The 17,085-nt window shown below is 64.5% G+C and carries 12 protein-coding genes; all 12 read right to left on the reverse strand.

The window, feature by feature from the left end:
• Positions 1–30: 30 nt before the first annotated feature.
• The gene (locus tag ACYQ6T_RS04045; protein ID WP_459827975.1) at positions 31–1,497 is read right to left on the reverse strand and encodes a glutamate synthase subunit beta; all 1,467 of its coding nucleotides are present in this window, start codon (positions 1,495–1,497) and stop codon (positions 31–33) included.
• A gap of 18 nt (positions 1,498–1,515) precedes the next feature.
• Positions 1,516–6,198: a glutamate synthase-related protein gene (locus tag ACYQ6T_RS04050; protein ID WP_459827978.1), complete on the reverse strand. Its 4,683-nt coding sequence runs from the start codon at positions 6,196–6,198 to the stop codon at positions 1,516–1,518.
• 67 nt (positions 6,199–6,265) lie between these two features.
• Positions 6,266–7,159, reverse strand: coding sequence for a cysteine synthase CysM (cysM, locus tag ACYQ6T_RS04055; protein ID WP_459827980.1), 894 nt, complete (start codon positions 7,157–7,159; stop codon positions 6,266–6,268).
• A gap of 14 nt (positions 7,160–7,173) precedes the next feature.
• Positions 7,174–8,355: a hypothetical protein gene (locus tag ACYQ6T_RS04060; RefSeq protein WP_459827983.1), complete on the reverse strand. Its 1,182-nt coding sequence runs from the start codon at positions 8,353–8,355 to the stop codon at positions 7,174–7,176.
• A gap of 6 nt (positions 8,356–8,361) precedes the next feature.
• Complete coding sequence (locus ACYQ6T_RS04065) at positions 8,362–8,637, reverse strand: lipopolysaccharide assembly protein LapA domain-containing protein (protein ID WP_459827986.1); 276 nt, start codon at positions 8,635–8,637, stop codon at positions 8,362–8,364.
• 9 nt (positions 8,638–8,646) lie between these two features.
• Positions 8,647–8,934: an integration host factor subunit beta gene (locus ACYQ6T_RS04070; protein WP_459827988.1), complete on the reverse strand. Its 288-nt coding sequence runs from the start codon at positions 8,932–8,934 to the stop codon at positions 8,647–8,649.
• 11 nt (positions 8,935–8,945) lie between these two features.
• Positions 8,946–10,652: a 30S ribosomal protein S1 gene (rpsA, locus tag ACYQ6T_RS04075; RefSeq protein WP_459827991.1), complete on the reverse strand. Its 1,707-nt coding sequence runs from the start codon at positions 10,650–10,652 to the stop codon at positions 8,946–8,948.
• Positions 10,653–10,692: 40 nt separating this feature from the next.
• Positions 10,693–12,690 (reverse strand): 3-phosphoshikimate 1-carboxyvinyltransferase, encoded by a 1,998-nt coding sequence (aroA, locus tag ACYQ6T_RS04080; RefSeq protein WP_459827994.1) that lies wholly within the window; start codon positions 12,688–12,690, stop codon positions 10,693–10,695.
• Complete coding sequence (locus ACYQ6T_RS04085; RefSeq protein ID WP_459828001.1) at positions 12,687–13,592, reverse strand: prephenate dehydrogenase; 906 nt, start codon at positions 13,590–13,592, stop codon at positions 12,687–12,689. Before ACYQ6T_RS04085 ends, aroA begins: the two co-directional genes overlap by 4 nt.
• Complete coding sequence (gene hisC / locus ACYQ6T_RS04090) at positions 13,589–14,731, reverse strand: histidinol-phosphate transaminase (RefSeq protein ID WP_459828004.1); 1,143 nt, start codon at positions 14,729–14,731, stop codon at positions 13,589–13,591. The genes ACYQ6T_RS04085 and hisC overlap by 4 nt, the downstream gene beginning before the upstream one ends.
• A gap of 33 nt (positions 14,732–14,764) precedes the next feature.
• Positions 14,765–15,946, reverse strand: a complete 1,182-nt coding sequence (gene pheA / locus ACYQ6T_RS04095) for a prephenate dehydratase (RefSeq protein ID WP_459828009.1) — start codon at positions 15,944–15,946, stop codon at positions 14,765–14,767.
• A 27-nt stretch (positions 15,947–15,973) separates the two neighbouring features.
• Positions 15,974–17,071, reverse strand: coding sequence for a 3-phosphoserine/phosphohydroxythreonine transaminase (gene serC / locus ACYQ6T_RS04100; RefSeq protein WP_459828011.1), 1,098 nt, complete (start codon positions 17,069–17,071; stop codon positions 15,974–15,976).
• Between the last annotated feature and the right edge of the window lie 14 nt (positions 17,072–17,085).

Below are 17,085 nucleotides of genomic sequence, written 5' to 3' on the forward strand. Positions count from 1 at the left end.
TTAAGGCCTCACCCGCGGTTCATCATGCGCTTAACGGGGGAGGATCGAACGGCCCATCAACGCTTCATCCACGGCGCGGGCGCATTGCCGCCCCTCGCGAATCGCCCAGACGACGAGCGACTGTCCACGACGGCAGTCGCCCGCGACGAAGACGCCGGGAACGTTGGTCGCGTAGGCGTTGCCTCCATCGGTTGGCGCCGCGGCATTCCCGCGCGCATCCTTGGCGATGCCAAAAGCGTCAAGCAGCTCCTGCGCGGGGTGGAGGAACCCCATCGCGAGGAAGACGAGATCGGCGGGGAGCTCAAATTCGCTCCCCGGAATCTCGACCGGTTTGCCGCTCGACCAGTCGAGCCGCGCCAAACGGATCGCGCGCACGTGCCCCTTTTCGTCGCCGATGAACGCCTTTGTCGTCACCGCCCACTCCCGCGTCACATTCCCCTCTTCGTGCGAACTCGAGGTGCGCAACTTGTGCGGCCAGTAGGGCCAGGTGACGAGCTTCTCTTCCTTCTCCGGCGGCTTAGGCAGTAGCTCAAGCTGCGTCACCGAGAGCGCCCCGTGACGCAGACTCGTCCCAGTACAGTCGGCGCCCGTGTCGCCCCCGCCGATGACGATCACGTGCTTGCCTTGCGCGTTGATCGGGTTGGGCCCATCGCCGGCAACCGCCTTGTTCTGCGGCGCAAGAAACTTCATCGCGAAATGGATCCCTGCAAGCTCCCGCCCGGGGACGACGAGATCGCGTGGGACTTCCGCGCCGACCGCGAGCACCACCGCGTCGAACTGCGCGCGCAGCTCCTCGGGGGTGATCGTCTCCACCGCGTCATCATTGACCGACTCCGGCAGCTTCGGCCCGACGCGAACCCGCGTGCGAAAGAGCACCCCTTCGGCCTCCATCTGCGCGATGCGGCGGTCGATCTGCCACTTTTCGAGTTTGAAGTCGGGAATCCCGTAACGGAGGAGCCCGCCGATGCGATCGCTCTTCTCAAAAACGGTGACGCTGTGGCCGGCACGCGCGAGCTGTTGCGCACACGCCAACCCCGCGGGGCCAGAGCCGACCACCGCGACGCGCTTGCCGCTCTTTTCACTTGCCGGTTCGGGGAAGATCCACCCGTGTTCCCAGCCACTATCGGCAATATAGCGCTCGATCGATTTGATCCCCACCGGATTGTCGTCAAGGTTGAGCGTGCAGGCCGCCTCGCACGGCGCCGGACAGATCCGGCCGGTGAACTCCGGGAAGTTGTTGGTGCTGTGGAGCACCGTCACCGCCTCGCGCACTTTACCGCGATAGACCAGGTCGTTCCAGTCGGGGATCAGGTTATTGACCGGGCAGCCGTTGTTGCAAAAGGGGATGCCGCAGTCCATACAGCGCGCCCCTTGGATCTTCGCTTGCTCGTCGGTAAGGCGCGAGACAAACTCTTTGTAGGAGTGGACACGTACCTCTGGCGGCTCGTAGGCCTCCGCGACGCGCGCAAATTCCAGAAAACCGGTTGGTTTACCCATCGTCAGTTCCTTTATCGATCAAGCCGACTGCGTTTCGCGCGCTTGGGCCATCTCGCCCAGCGCCCGGCGATATTCGTGCGGGAAGACCTTGACGAAGCGCGACCGCCAATGGCTCCAGTGCGCAAGGATCTCTTTCGCACGGCGGCTGCCGGTAAATTGAGCGTGGCGCTCGATCAGCCCTTTGAGGATCAGCTCGTCGCCCATCGTCAGATGGTCGATGCGGACGAACCCGTGCGCTTCGAGCTCCGGCCCGCAGTCGCACTGGGCGCGCGCCTCGATCTCGTCCGGCAACGGTTCGAGCGCGACCATCGCCAGGTTGCACCGATCGGCGAAGGTGCCCTCCTCGTCCAACACATAGGCGATCCCTCCCGACATGCCTGCGGCGAAGTTGCGTCCGGTACGCCCGAGCACGACGACGGTTCCACCGGTCATATACTCGCAGCCGTGGTCGCCGACCCCCTCGACCACCGCAACAGCCCCCGAGTTGCGCACCGCAAAGCGCTCGCCGGCAACGCCACAGAAGTAGGCCTCACCCTCGATCGCGCCATAGAGCACCGTGTTGCCCACAATAATATTCTGCGTCGGCTCACCCCGGAATTGGGGATCAGGACGGACGATCACCCGGCCACCCGAAAGCCCTTTGCCGACGTAGTCGTTCGCCTCGCCAATCAGATCGAAGGTGACGCCGCGCGCGAGGAACGCCGCAAAGCTCTGCCCTGCGGTGCCGCGCAACGTCACATGGATCGTGTCGTTGGGAAGTCCCGCGTGGCCGTAACGCTTTGCCACCTCGCCCGAGAGCATCGCGCCCACCGTCCGGTTGATGTTGCGCACTGCGACGTCGATCCGCACCGCCTCCCGGCGCTCGAGGGCCGGTTGCGCCTGCCGGATCAGTTGATGGTCAAGCGCTTTCTCCAAGCCATGGTCTTGCGACTCACAATGGAAGTGGGGGGTCTCGCCGTACCCTTTGGGTTTGGCGAGAATCCGCGAAAAGTCGAGTCCCTTCGCCTTCCAGTGGTCGATCGCCGGCCGCATCTCCAAAAGCTCGTGGGCGCGGCCGATCAGCTCGTCAAACCGGCGTACGCCCAATTCGCTCATCAACTGCCGCACCTCTTCGGCGACGAAGAAGAAGTAGTTGATCACATGCTCGGGTTGTCCGACAAAGCGGCGGCGGAGCTCCGGGTCCTGCGTCGCGACCCCAACGGGACAGGTGTTGAGGTGGCACTTACGCATCATGATGCACCCTTCGGCAACGAGCGGCGCGGTCGCAAAACCGAACTCGTCGGCACCCAAGAGCGCCCCGATCACCACGTCCCGCCCCGTCTTCATCTGCCCGTCGACCTGAACGCGCACGCGGCCGCGCAAGCGGTTGCGCACGAGCGTCTGCTGGGTCTCCGCAAGCCCCAGCTCCCACGGGGTTCCCGCGTGTTTGATCGACGAGATCGGGGAGGCCCCCGTGCCGCCGTCGTGACCGGCGATCACAATGTGGTCCGCTTTCGCCTTCGCCACCCCCGCAGCAACGGTGCCGACGCCGACTTCAGAGACGAGCTTCACCGAGATCGACGCGCTCGGGTTGACATTTTTGAGGTCATGGATCAACTGCGCCAGATCTTCGATCGAATAGATGTCGTGGTGGGGCGGTGGCGAAATGAGTCCGACGCCCGGCACCGAGTGGCGCAGAAAGCCGATGTACTCAGAGACCTTGTGGCCGGGGAGTTGCCCCCCTTCACCCGGTTTCGCCCCTTGCGCCATCTTGATCTGGATCTGGTCGGCGTTCACCAGATATTCGGTGGTGACGCCAAAGCGGCCCGACGCCACCTGCTTGATCGCCGAACGGAGGCTGTCGCCCGCTTTGAGCGGGAGATCCCGCACCACCCGGTCTTGGCCGAGTACTTCGGCAAGGGTCGTGTCGCGCTCGATGGGGCGAAAACGGGCGGGATCCTCGCCCCCTTCACCGGTGTTCGACTTGCCGCCGATGCGGTTCATCGCGATCGCCAGGGTGGTGTGCGCCTCAGTCGAGATCGACCCGAGCGACATCGCGCCGGTGGCGAAGCGCTTGACGATCTCGCTCGCGGGCTCGACTTCGTCCAACGGAACCGGTTTTTCCGCCTTCTTGAACTGGAAGAGGCCGCGCAGCGTCATCAGCCGCTTCGACTGGTCATTGATGATCCGCGCATACTCGGCGTAGGTCTCGAACTTGCCGGTGCGCACTGCGTGCTGCATCTTCGCGATCGCCTCGGGCGTCCACATGTGCTCTTCGCCGCGGTGGCGCCAGGCGTACTCGCCGCCGACGTCGAGCATTTTCGCCAGCGTCAAATCTTTGCCGTACGCCGCTTGGTGCATCCGGATCGCCTCCTCCATGATCGTGAAGAGGTCGATCCCTTCGACTTGGCTCACCGTACCGGTGAAGTACTTGTCGCACACCGCCTGCTGGATCCCCACCGCTTCGAAGATCTGCGCCCCGGTGTAGGACATGTAGGTGGAGATCCCCATCTTCGACATCACCTTCATCAACCCCTTACCGACGGCCTTGATGAAGTGTTGGGTGTACTTCTCCTCAAGCGCCTCGTCGCCGTTCGCGAGCTCTTTGAGGGTCATGAGCGCCAAATAGGGATGGACTGCCTCAGCGCCGTAGCCCGCGAGCACGGCAAAATGGTGCACTTCGCGCGCGGAGCCGGTCTCGACCACCAGCCCCGTACGGGTCCGAAGCCCCTTATTCACCAAATGTTGATGAACCGCCGAGAGTCCCAGGAGCGCGGGAACGGCAACTCGATCGCGGTCGACCTTGCGGTCGGAGAGAATCAAAATGTTGTAGCCGTTGGTGACCGCATCCTCAGCCTGCGCCTGGAGCGACGCAAGGAAAGCTTCGACCGCCTCTTTCCCCCACGCCACGGGGTAGGTGAGGTCGAGCTCGAAGCTCTTGAAGCGGCCGTCGGTGTAGCGGGCGATGTCGCGCACCTTGGCCATCGCCGCAAAGTCGAGCACCGGTTGCGGTACCTCGAGGCGGTAGGGGGGGTTGATCTCGTTGAGTTCGAGGATGTTGGGTTTGGGGCCGATGAACGAGACGAGCGACATCACCAACTGTTCGCGGATCGGGTCGATCGGCGGGTTGGTGACCTGGGCAAAGAGTTGACGGAAGTAGTGGTAGAGCGGTTTGGGACGGTGGGAGAGCACCTCAAGCGGCGCGTCGTTCCCCATCGATCCCACCGCCTCTTCACCGGTCTTGGCCATCGGCTCGAGGATGAACTTGAGGTCCTCTTGCGTGTAGCCAAACGCCTGCTGCAAATCAAGGATCGGCTGCGGGCTCAACCCTGCGGCGATCGCGGTGGCGCTCGGCACCGGCAGCGAATCGATGTGGATATTGATCCGCTCGAGCCACTCGCGGTAGGGTTTGGCATTCGCAAGGGTCGTCTTCAGCTCTTCGTCTTCGATGATCCGTCCCTGCGCCATGTCGATCAGGAACATCCGCCCAGGCTGCAGCCGCCATTTGCGGACGATCCGCTCTTGCGGAATCGGCAATACGCCCGCCTCTGAGGCCATCACGACGACGTCGTCATCGGTGATGAGGTAACGCGCCGGCCGCAGGCCGTTGCGATCGAGCGTCGCGCCGATCTGCCGCCCGTCGGTAAACGCCACCGCTGCGGGACCATCCCACGGCTCCATCATCGCCGCGTGGTATTCGTAGAAGGCGCGGCGGCGAGGATCCATCTTGGTGTGGGCTTCCCACGCTTCGGGAATCAGCATCATCATCGCGTGGGCGAGCGAATAGCCCGCCATCACCAGAAGCTCGAGCGCGTTATCGAACGAGGCGGAGTCGGACTGTCCGGGGTAGATGATCGGCCAGAGCTTCTCCAGATCTTGCCCGAGGAGCGTGGAGGAGACGCCGCGCTCGCGGGCGCGCATCCAGTTGTAGTTCCCCCGCAAGGTGTTGATTTCGCCGTTGTGGGCGATATAGCGGAACGGGTGGGCGAGGCGCCACTCCGGGAAGGTGTTGGTGGAAAAACGCTGGTGCACGAGCGCCAACGCCGATTCCGCACGGGGATCGAGGAGATCGCGGTAGTATTCGCCGACTTGATGCGCGAGAAGCTGCCCTTTGTAGACGATGGTCCGCGCCGACATCGACGGGACGTAGAACTCTTTCGCGTGTTCGAGCTTGAGCGCAAGAATAGCGTTCGCTGCCCGCCGCCGGATCACGTAGAGTTTGCGCTCGAGCGCATCGGTCACCATCACGTTGGGACCGCGGCCGATGAAGATCTGCCGGATCACCGGCTCTTTCGCCTTCACTGCCGGCGACATCTCCATCTCGTGATTGACCGGGACGTCGCGCCAACCGAGCACCACCTGCCCCTCGGCCACCACTGCCCGCTCGAGCGCCTCTTCGCACGCGCGGCGCGCCGCCGGCTCTTTGGGGAGGAAGATCATCCCGACTCCATATTCGCCCGCAGGCGGCAACGAGACGCCCTGCTTCGCCATCTCCTCGCGATAGAGGCGATCGGGAATCTGAATCAAAATGCCTGCGCCGTCGCCCTGGAGGGGGTCAGCGCCGACCGCACCGCGATGGTCGAGATTGCACAAAATCTCCAGACCTTGCCGGATGAATTCGTGCCGCTTCTCCCCGCGAATGTGGGCGACAAAACCCACACCACAGGCGTCGTGTTCGAAATGGGGGCGATAGAGCCCACTCTCTGTCGTATGCTCGGACATCGTGTTTCCTTCGTTCGTGCGGATCGAGCCAAAAGGCGGACAAACCAATCTATTTTAGCGCAAAATGTCAAGCAGGGAAAACCCCAGTGGAGAGGTAGCGGTCGCCGCGGTCACAGACGATAAAGACAATCACCGCGTCAGAGAGCTCCTCGGCAACGCGCAGCGTCACCGCGAGCGCCCCTCCCGAGGAGATACCGGCAAAGATCCCCTCCTCTTGCGCCAACCGCCGCGTCATCGCCTCCGCCTCAGCCTGAGAGACATACTCCAGCCGGTCGACCCGTCCCGGGTCGTAGATCTTCGGCAAATATTCGGGAGGCCACTTGCGAATTCCGGGGATCTGCGACCCCTCCTCAGGCTGGCAGCCGATGATCTGAATCGCCGGATTCTGCTCCTTGAGAAAACGGGAGACCCCCATGATCGTTCCGGTCGTCCCCATACTCGAGACAAAATGGGTGACCCGCCCCCCTGTCTGCTCCCAGATCTCCGGTCCCGTTCCCGTGTAGTGGGCGTAGGGGTTGTCGGGATTGGCAAACTGGTTGAGGATGATCCCTTTTCCCTCCCGCTCCATCTCTTCGGCGACGTCACGCGCAAGCTCCATCCCGCCATCTTTGGGGGTGAGCACCAACTCCGCGCCAAACGCCCGCATCGTCTGCCGCCGCTCGATACTCTGATTCTCCGGCATCACGAGGATCATGCGGTAGCCGCGGATCGCCGCCGCCATCGCCAGCGCAATCCCGGTGTTGCCGCTCGTTGCCTCGATCAAGGTGTCGCCCGGCTTGATCACCCCTCGCTCCTCAGCGCGTCGGATCATCGAGAGCGCCGGACGGTCCTTCACCGATCCTGCCGGGTTGTTCCCCTCGAGTTTCGCAAGGATCGTGTTGTTCCGCCCCGCCGTGATGCGCTGCAGCCGTACCAGGGGGGTCTTGCCCACAAACGCTTCGATCGTCGGAAATGGCTCCATCTTCGTTCCTTTCGTCACTGGCTTCTGCCCCCTTCAAAGGTGACTGTCCGATAGGGGGGGAAAGTTCCCCACTCGCCGCACGCGGGACAACGCCAATGGTGGCGTTTCGCTTTGAACCCGCAACGGCCACAATGATAGCGCGCAAGCCGTTCGACGTAGCCGTGGACGAGCGAGCGGACGCGGTCGACCTCGCCGCGCCACGTGGGCGGGGCAAGCCAACCGGCCAGACGGAGATACTCATCGAGCACCATCAAATTGGGTGCTGTGCGCATTGCCACCTGCAAGCGACGAAACGCCTCCTCGACTGAACCGTACTGCAGCTCAAAGTCGATATAGCGGTCCCAAGCGTCGATCTGCGGATAGCGGTGAAACCACCGCCGCAAGAGGGGCAACAGCTCAGGCAACCGCTCAAGCGGAAGCGCCGCAAGCGAGCGCTCCACCACCAACGCCAACCCTTCGGGTGCCGCGCGCTCGATCCGCTGCCAAACGGCGAGGGCAGCAGCGACGTCGCGCTGAGCCAACCGCCACTCCCCTTCGACGATCAGCGGGCGAAGCGCCTGGGCGCCCCCCGCGGCCACCGCAGCCGCGAGGTGTTCTTCGACCCCCCGCCACGCTTCGGCAGCAATCGCCTCCTGCGCGAGCTCGCAATGGAGGTGCATGATGAGCGCCGTCGCGCCGGGAACCTGATCAGGAGCCGCTTCGATCAGTTCAAGACAGCCGCGCCAGTTCCGTTCCGTCTGCAGGATCGCGATGAGTGCCGCTCGCGCCCAACTGCCGCGCGGTCCATCCAACATCTGACGGTAGGCCGCTTCTGCCCGGTCGAGAAAACCGGCGCGGTGGTAGTCGAGCGCCAGTTCCGCCTCCACCTCCTCACGCTCGCGCGGCGTGAGCTCGGGGCGAGCAAGGAGCGTGCGGTGAATCGCGATCGCCCGCTCATACTCACCGCGATCGCGCATGAGTGCGGCAAGCGCGAGCTGCAGTTCAACCGGTCCGGGATGGAGCTCGGCGGCGGCAAGGAGTGCCTCGAGCGCCTGGTCGCGGCGGCCGTGGAGGAGGTGGTTGAGACCGTTGAGGTAAGCGCGCGGCAGCTCGCTCGCTGCCCGAGTCACCGCTTTGAGGTCAATCCGACCGGCGACCCACCCCAAGGCAAAAAAAAGCGCCCCCAGAAGGAGCGCATACCACCATGAATCGAACATAGCGTGCTATTTCGCTTCGTTTGCGGCGGAAGGGAGCCGGGAAAGACGAAGGAGTTCGCGCCGTGCACGCCAAAGCTGCCAGCGGTGGCGGAGCGTCACCGGAAAGAAGAGGAGCACGGCGACGACCACCCCAAGAGCAAACGCGGCGACTAGGAGCCACACGAGCGGCACCTCACCCTGCCAGATCAGCCCGTGAAACGGGACCTCGTGGTGGTTACGGAACGCCAATGCCCCGGCAACGGCAAAAACCACCAAAAAAAGTGCAAGATTGAGTAGCCGCATCGGGCCTCCTTATCGTCTTGCGGCGTCAACGCGCTCGCGCAAAGTCTTGCCCGGTTTGAAATGGGGCGCCCACTTGGCCGGCACCGCCACCACCTCCCCCGTCTTGGGGTTCCGACCCAAGCGCGGGGGACGGCGATGGAGCGAAAAGCTCCCAAAACCGCGAATCTCGATTCGCCCGCCGCGGGCGAGCGTCTCGCTCATGGTTTTGAGCAAGACGCGCACCGCAGCGTCAATATCTTGCGGCGGCAGCTTGGCAAACTCGGCCGAGAGCGCGGCGATCAATTCCGAACGGGTCATCGCACGCCCATTTACCGCTTCTGTTCGTTGAGCTTCGCTTTGATGAGATCGCCAAGGGTCGCCGGTGCCGCAGGCTGCTCAGCGGAGAGGCGGCTCATCGCTGCCTCTTGCTCGGCGTGCTCTTTGGCCTTGACCGAGAGCTGGATCGAACGGTTCTTGCGATCGACGTTGGTGATCACCGCTTCGATCTCGTCGCCCTCTTTGAGCTCTTGGGTCAGGTCGTCGACGCGGTGGAGCGCAAACTCCGACGCGCGCAGATACCCTTCCACCTCATCGTCGAGCTGAATCACCGCACCCTTGGGATCGACCGATTTCACCTTCCCTTTGACGATACTCCCTTTCGGGTTCATCGCAATGTAGTTGGTGAAGGGGTCACCTTCGAGCTGCTTGATCCCGAGCGAAATCCGCTCGCGTTCGACGTCGATCCCAAGCACCACCGCCTCAACCTCGTCGCCCTTCTTGTAGCGCCGCACGGCGACTTCCCCCGGTTCGGTCCAGGAGAGGTCGGAGAGGTGCACGAGGCCATCGATCCCCCCTTCCAGGCCGACAAAGACGCCGAAATCGGTGATCGACTTGATCTGGCCGCGCACTTTGTCCCCTTTCTGGTGGTTGTGCGCGAACTCTTCCCACGGGTTGGGCTTGCACTGCTTGATCCCGAGCGAGATGCGGCGACGCTCTTCGTCGATCTCGAGCACCATCACCTCGACTTCGTCGCCCACCTGAACCACCTTCGAGGGGTGGATGTTCTTGTTGGTCCAGTCCATCTCGGAAACGTGGACCAGCCCCTCAATCCCCGGCTCGATCTCGACAAACGCGCCGTAATCGGTGAGGTTCGTCACCTTACCAAAGAGACGGGTCCCCGCAGGATAGCGGCGAGCGATCCCGACCCACGGGTCGTCGCCCAGCTGTTTGATCCCGAGCGAAACGCGCATCTTTTCGCGGTCGAACTTGAGCACCTTGACGGTGACCTCTTCGCCCACCGAAATGACCTCGGAGGGGTGACGAACCCGCCGCCACGCGAGGTCGGTGATGTGGAGCAACCCGTCGATCCCACCGAGGTCGACGAACGCGCCGTAATCGGTGATGTTTTTGACCACACCCTTGACCACCGAACCTTCGGCGAGCGCCTCCAACACCTTCTCCCGCTCGCTCCCCATCTGCTCTTCGAGCACCGCCCGGCGCGAAACGACGATGTTGTTGCGTTTGCGGTCGACCTTGATCACCTTGAATTCGAGCTCTTGCCCCTCAAACGGGGTGGTATCGCGCACAGGGCGAATATCGACGAGCGAACCCGGCAAAAAGGCGCGCAACCCCATGACGTTCACCGTGAGCCCGCCCTTGACGCGGCCCGTGACACGTCCGGTCACCGTCCGCCCCTCTTCAAAGACGCGCTCGATTTCGTCCCACGCTTCGAGCATCTTCGCGCGACGGCGCGACAGGCGCGTCTCACCGTAACCGTCTTCCAGCGCCTCGATCGCGACCTTGACGAAGTCGCCAACCTTCACCTCGAGTTCGCCTTGGGCGTCGAGAAACTCCTCTTTGGGGATAAAGCTCTCCGACTTGAGCCCGGCGTTGACGACGACAAAGTTGTCGTCGATATCGACCACCTCGGCGGTGATCACCTGACCCGGACGAAACTCCTGCATCAAGCTCTCTTCGAAAAGCTGGGCGAAACTCTCTTGAGTGGTCGGTTCAGCGACTGCAGTAACAGAATTCATGTTGCGTTGATCCAAAATAGAAAAGTATCGTGATTAACCCTTACACGCGCCGCTCATCCTCTTCGAGCGCCGCGTGCACCCTCATCAGCACCGCAGCGACTACTTCATCCACCGACATGGCTGTCGTGTCGAGAGCGTAGCTCCCAGGTGCCGCTTGCAACGGAGCCACGGCGCGCGCCCGATCCTGATGGTCGCGCGCCGCGAGCTCGCGACGCAATTCATCAATATTAGCATCGAATCCTTTTGCGATCAACTGCTTATAGCGCCGTTCGGCGCGAACCTCAGGCGAAGCGGTCAAAAAGATCTTGACGAGCGCATCGGGAAAGACGACGCTCCCCATGTCGCGCCCGTCGGCAACGAGCCCGGGACGCTGCCGACTCGCGCGCTGGAGCGCCAAAAGCGCCGCGCGCACCGCCGGCAACGCCGCGATCTGGGATGCCGCCGCCGAAACCCGCTCGGTGCGAATCGCTTCACCGATTTCGACCCCATTGACCGCCACCGACCCCTCTTCACAGGTGATCCGCGCCGCCTCAGCGAGCGCGACGAGCGCCTCGGCGTCGTCGAGCGCCACGCCCTTTTCGAGCGCAAGCCATGCGAGCGCCCGATAGACCGCACCGCTGTCGAGATAGTGCCACCCGAGCGCCGCCGCAACCCGCGCCGCAACGGTTCCTTTACCCGAAGCGCTCGGTCCGTCGATCGCCACCACCGGCACCGGGCGAACGATCGTTTGGTAATGGGTCCAGTAACCGGGGAAGGTCTTCGCGACGCAGCCAGGATCGAGGATCCGTTGGTAACAGTCGCCGAACGCCGCGAGCGACATCGCCATCGCCATGCGATGGTCGTCGTAGGTGGCGATCTCGGCCGAACGAAAGCGGCTCGGCGGGGTCACCGCGATCCAGTCGTCGCCACAGGCCACCGACGCGCCCACCTTGGTGAGTTCCGTTGCCATCGCGGCGATCCGGTCGGTCTCTTTCACCCGCCAACTCCCGATTCCGGTGAGCCGACTCGTACCGTCGCCAAACAGGGCAAGCGCCGCAAGGGTCATCGCGGCGTCGGGAATCGCCGTCGCGTCCCAGTCAATCCCCCGCAGCCGCGGCGCCGTCCGGCCATGGGGATCGAACCCGTGCGGCGCGCGCGCTTCGATCCAGTTGGGGCCTTTGGCGATCTCCGCCCCCATCTCGGCGAGCGCATCGGCAAACGCGACGTCCCCTTGCACGCTTCGCTCCCCCACTCCGACGACGCGCACCGGACCACCGCCGAGCGCCCCGAGCGCGAGGAAATAGGAGGCAGAGGAGGCGTCCCCTTCGACATACCAGATTCCGGGGCTGCGGTAACGGCTCCCTGCGGCGATACGGAAGCGGTCCCACCCCTCTTGCGCCACCGTCACGCCAAAATGGGCCATCAGCGCGATCGTCATCGCGACATAGGGGCGCGAAATGAGCGTCCCCTCGATCTCGATCACCGCCTCAACCCCAAGAAGCGGTGCCGCCAAAAGGAGCGCGGTGAGAAACTGGCTCGAGACGTTGCCGCGCACCCGCGTGACCGCCGGCGACGGAGTTGCGACACGACTCTTGACCGCAAGCGGCGGATATCCCGGCGTCCCGAGATAGTCGATCGCGCACCCCCAGTGTGCGAGCGCCGCGACGAGATCACCGATCGGCCGCTCGCGCATCCGCGCCACCCCGTCCAAGCGATACGCCCCCCCGAGCACCGCGAGCACCGCAGTGAGCGGGCGAAACGCGGTGCCGGCATTTCCCAGCATCAGGCTCGCTTCGCGGCGGGGGAAGCGCCCGGCGCACCCCTCGACCTCGAGCGACCCGTCGGGCTGCGGCCGCAACACCACCCCAAGCTGAGTGAGTGCCTCGCGCATCCGGGCGGTATCGTCGGCGTCCAAAAGGTCGACGAGTCGCGTCGTCCCTTCGGCAAGCGCCGCGAGGAGCAACACCCGGTTGGAGATGCTCTTGCTCCCGGGAAGCTTCACCTCACCCCGCGCGGCAAGCGCAGGAGGGAGATCGAGAAAAGGAAGGCGGTCGCTCACTCCAGCGCCTCCTCTTGAGCCGTTCCCCGTCCGGCCGCCCAACGGTTGCGCGCGTCACTAGCCGCCGCAAAAAGCTGGTAGAGCCCGTCGACGTTGCCGCTCAGCAAGAGCGCCCGAACCCACGCGAGCTCCGCCAGGTATTCGTCGAGCTCGGCAAGAATCGCGCGGCGATTGGCGAAACAGATGTCTCGCCACATCTCGGGGTGCGACCCGGCAATCCGGGTAAAGTCGCGAAAACCCCCGGCGGCGTAGTCAAAGAGCGTCGCGGCATTTGCGCGCCCAGCCAGCTCATGGACCAGGGCAAAGGACAACACATGGGGCAAGTGGCTCACCGCGGCAAAAACGCGGTCGTGCTCTTGCGGGCTCATCGTCGTCACTGCTGCGCCGCACGCCTGCCACAGCTCTGTGACGCGCTCGACCGCCTCCGGGTGGTTCTCGGGTAGCGGCGTCAGCACCACCTTACGGTCGACAAAGAGCGCCGCATCGGCCGCCTCGGGGCCGCTCGTCTCCTTTCCCGCGATCGGGTGGCCAGGAACCGCCCACGCAAGGTGGTTGGGAAGATCGAGGTAGAACGACTCGACCACATTCTGCTTCGTGCTCCCCGCGTCGGTCACGATCGCCTCGGGCGCGAGGTGCGGCGCGATCGCCTGCACCACGGCGCGCGTCTGACCCACCGGCATCGCGAGAAAGACCCAATCGCTCCCCTGAACCGCGCGCGCCGCGTCGGTCTCCCCGCGGTCGATCAACCCAAGCTGCTGCGCCCGCTCGAGCGTCTCCCACCGCCGCCCAAGCCCCACCACCTCACCCACGAGCCCCGCGCGGCGAAGCGCGAGCGCAAACGAGCCGCCGATGAGCCCGACCCCGACGACCGTGAGGCGCTTCACCACCACCGCGCCGCTCACGACCCCTCCCCGACGATTTCGCTCAGCGCGGCCAAGAAGCGGCGATTCTCTTCCGGCAACCCCACCGAAACCCGCAACCACTCGGGCATCCCGTAACCGGCGATCGGGCGGACGATGATCCCGCGATCCAGGAGCGCGTCATGGGCCCGCGCCGCATCCCCCACCCGCACCGCGAGGAAGTTCCCTTTCGACGGCAGATAGGTGAGCCCCAAGCGGTCGAAACCAGCCGCGAGCGCTTGGAGTCCCGCGCGGTTCACCGCCACACTCTCGGCCAAGAAGCGCTCATCCGCAAGCGCCGCAGCTGCAGCTGCCAGTGCGAAACTATTGACGTTGAAGGGCTGACGGATGCGGTTCATCGCGTCGGCGACCCGCGGGTCGGCCACCGCATACCCCACCCGCAACCCCGCCAACCCATACGCTTTGGAAAAGGTGCGGGTCACGACCAGGTTCGGGAAGCGATCGAGCCAGGCGAAGCTCTCGTAGCGGTCGGCTTCGTCGAGGTATTCGGTGTAGGCCTCATCAAGCACCACGAGCACGTCGCGCGGGACGCGCGTCAAAAAGCGCTCGATCTCGGCGCCAGTGACAAAGGTGCCCGTCGGGTTATTGGGGTTGGCGATGAAGACGATCCGCGTGTCGGGCGCGATCGCCGCGGCCATCGCGTCGAGGTCGTGGCCAAAGTCCCTCGCCGGAACGACCACCGCGCGCGCCCCAAGCGCCTGAGTCACGAGGGGATAGACGGCAAAGGCGTATTGGGAGAAGACCGCGCTCGTCCCCGGCCGCAACACGATGCGCGCGACGAGCTCCAGCACGTCGTTCGAGCCGTTCCCCAAGACGATCCGCTCGGGCGCCAAACCGAACCGGTCGCACAACGCCGCTTTCAAGATAAAGCCGTTGCCGTCAGGGTAGCGTGCGCCGTCGGCGAGCGCCGCCCCCACCGCGGCCATCGCCTTCGGGCTCATCCCGAGCGGATTCTCGTTCGAAGCGAGCTTGATGATCTGCGCGGGGTCGAGCCCGCGCTCGCGCGCGAGCTCCTCGATCGGCTTCCCCGGTTGGTACGGGGCGAGTGCCCGGATCGCTTCCGGCACATGGGCGAGAATCTCCGCGCCCCCCGCTTGCCCGCTCTGCTGCTCCGCAACCATTCCTACTCCTTTTCCGTTGTCCCGTTTCCCAACCTAAGCCACCGCAGCGGGGTAGGAGCCGAGCCGTTTGACGAACGCCGCCCGCTCTTCGAGCTCCGCCAGCGCTGCTGCGACCGCCGGATCGTGCTGGTGCCCCTCGATGTCGATGAAAAAGACATATTCCCACAGCCCCCCTTTCGCCGGGCGGGACTGGAGTTTGGTCATCGAGACGCCGTGCCGCGCCAGGGGCTCCAACAGCCGGTGCATCGCGCCAGGGCGGTTGGGGGCTGAACAGACGAGCGACGTCTTGTCTCTCCCCGAAGGGCCGGCGTCGTGTTTGGCGATCACCAGGAAACGGGTGGTGTTATTGGGATCATCTTCGATGTTGTGCGCCAAAATCGGCAACCCGTACCGCTCTGCGGCAGCCGCTCCGGCAATCGCCGCCCCGTCGGGATCGTCGCTCGCCAGCCGCGCCGCTTCGGCGTTGCTCGCGACTGGAATGCGCGCCGCGTCGGGGAGGTGAAGATTGAGCCACTCGTGACACTGCGCCAGACTCTGCGCGTGCGAATAGACCCGCTTCACCGCCCGCAGCGACGGCGCATGCCCCATCAAATGTTGATGGACGCGCAACATCGCCTCGCCACAAATCTTCAGAGGGTGGAGCAAAAGGAGGTCATGGGTGACGCCCACCGCCCCTTCGGCCGAGTTTTCGATCGGGACAACGCCGTAGTCGAGGTTACCCGCCTCGACCTCGCGAAAGACCTCGTCAATCGTCGCCATCGGGTGGAAATGGGGCGCTGAACCGAAGTGCTTGCGCGCCGCCATCTCGGAGAATGTCCCCCATGGGCCGAGAAAACCGACCTGCAGCGGCTGCTCGAGCGCCAGGCACGCCGACATCACCTCGCGGAAGATCACCCGGATCGCCTCGTTGGGAAGTGGCCCTGGGTTGGCGGCGATCAATCGGCGCAGCACCTCCGCCTCGCGCTCGGGGCGGTAGATGACCCCACCCCCTTTGAGTTCGCCGATCTGGCGGGCGCAGCTCCCCCGTTCGGAGAGGAGGCGCAAAATCTCGGCGTCGATCGCGTCGATCCGCTGCCGCACCGCAAAGAGCGCCTGCTCCGGCGACACCTGGCCTACCGGGTTGCGCGACTGCTCTTCTCCCCCCACAGTCCCTCGATCGCCCTCTGCGGGATTCCCGGCGTTACCCCTTTCACCGTTCTGCTCTTGCTCTCCCATCGCCACCCCCTTCACCCTCTGGCCACGTCAACCATACCGCTTGGCAAAGTCGTGGAGGAAGGCAACGAGCGCATCGACCCCTGCCTCCGGCATCGCGTTGTAGATCGACGCCCGCATCCCGCCCACCATCTTATGCCCCTTGAGGTACTTCAACCCCGACGCATCGCTCTCCTGCAAAAAGCGCTCGTTGAGTGACTCGTCGCGCAGCCGAAACGGCACGTTCATGCGGCTGCGCCACGGCCCTTCCACCCGGTTCTCATAAAGCGGCAGCGCGTCGATCGCCGCGTAGAGCTTCTCCGCCTTGCGCCGATTGACCGCCTCGATCGCGGCAACCCCCCCCTGCTCCTCGAGCCAGGCAAAGACCAGGTTGGCGACGTAGATCGCAAAGGTGGGGGGCGTGTTGAGCATCGACTGGTTCGCGTCCTGCGCCGCGTACTGCATCACCGAAGGGGTCCCTACCCACGGGTCGTCGATGAGATCGCGCCGCACGATGACGATCGTCAACCCCGCTGGCCCGACATTTTTTTGCGCGCCGGCGTAGATCAAACCAAAGTGGCGAATATCGATCGGCCGCGAGAGGAGATGAGAGCTCATATCGGCGACAATCGGCACCCCTTCTGCGGCGATCGCCTCAAGGTCGAGCCACTCGACCCCGTGGATGGTTTCGTTCGTGCAGAGGTGGAGGTAGGCGGCGTTCGGGTCGAGGTCGAGTTCGTCGCGGCGGGGGGCACGGGTAAAACCGCTCTCTTCGGTAGAACCAGCCAAACGGACCTTGCCGCCGAGCGCCGGGGCCAAACGGAGCGCCTCACGGTAGGCCTTCTGCGACCAGGCACCCGTGACGATGTAATCGGCAGAGCCCCCCCGCAGCAGATTCATCGCCACCTGAGCAAACTGCAGCGTCGCCCCACCCTGGAGAAAGAGGACGGCATAGTCGTCGGGGATCTGCAACAGGGCGCGCAGCCGCGCCTCCGCTTCGTCACGGACCGCCGAAAAGTGCGGCCCGCGGTGGCTCACCTCGATCAGGCTCGAACCGATCCCGTGCCAATCGAGGAGCTCCTCTTGGACCTTCTCGAGTACCGCCTGCGGCAGCACTGCCGGCCCGGCGCTGAAATTAAAGACCCGCATCGCACCACCCCTTT

It is taken from the genome of Hydrogenophilus islandicus, assembly GCF_054657095.1.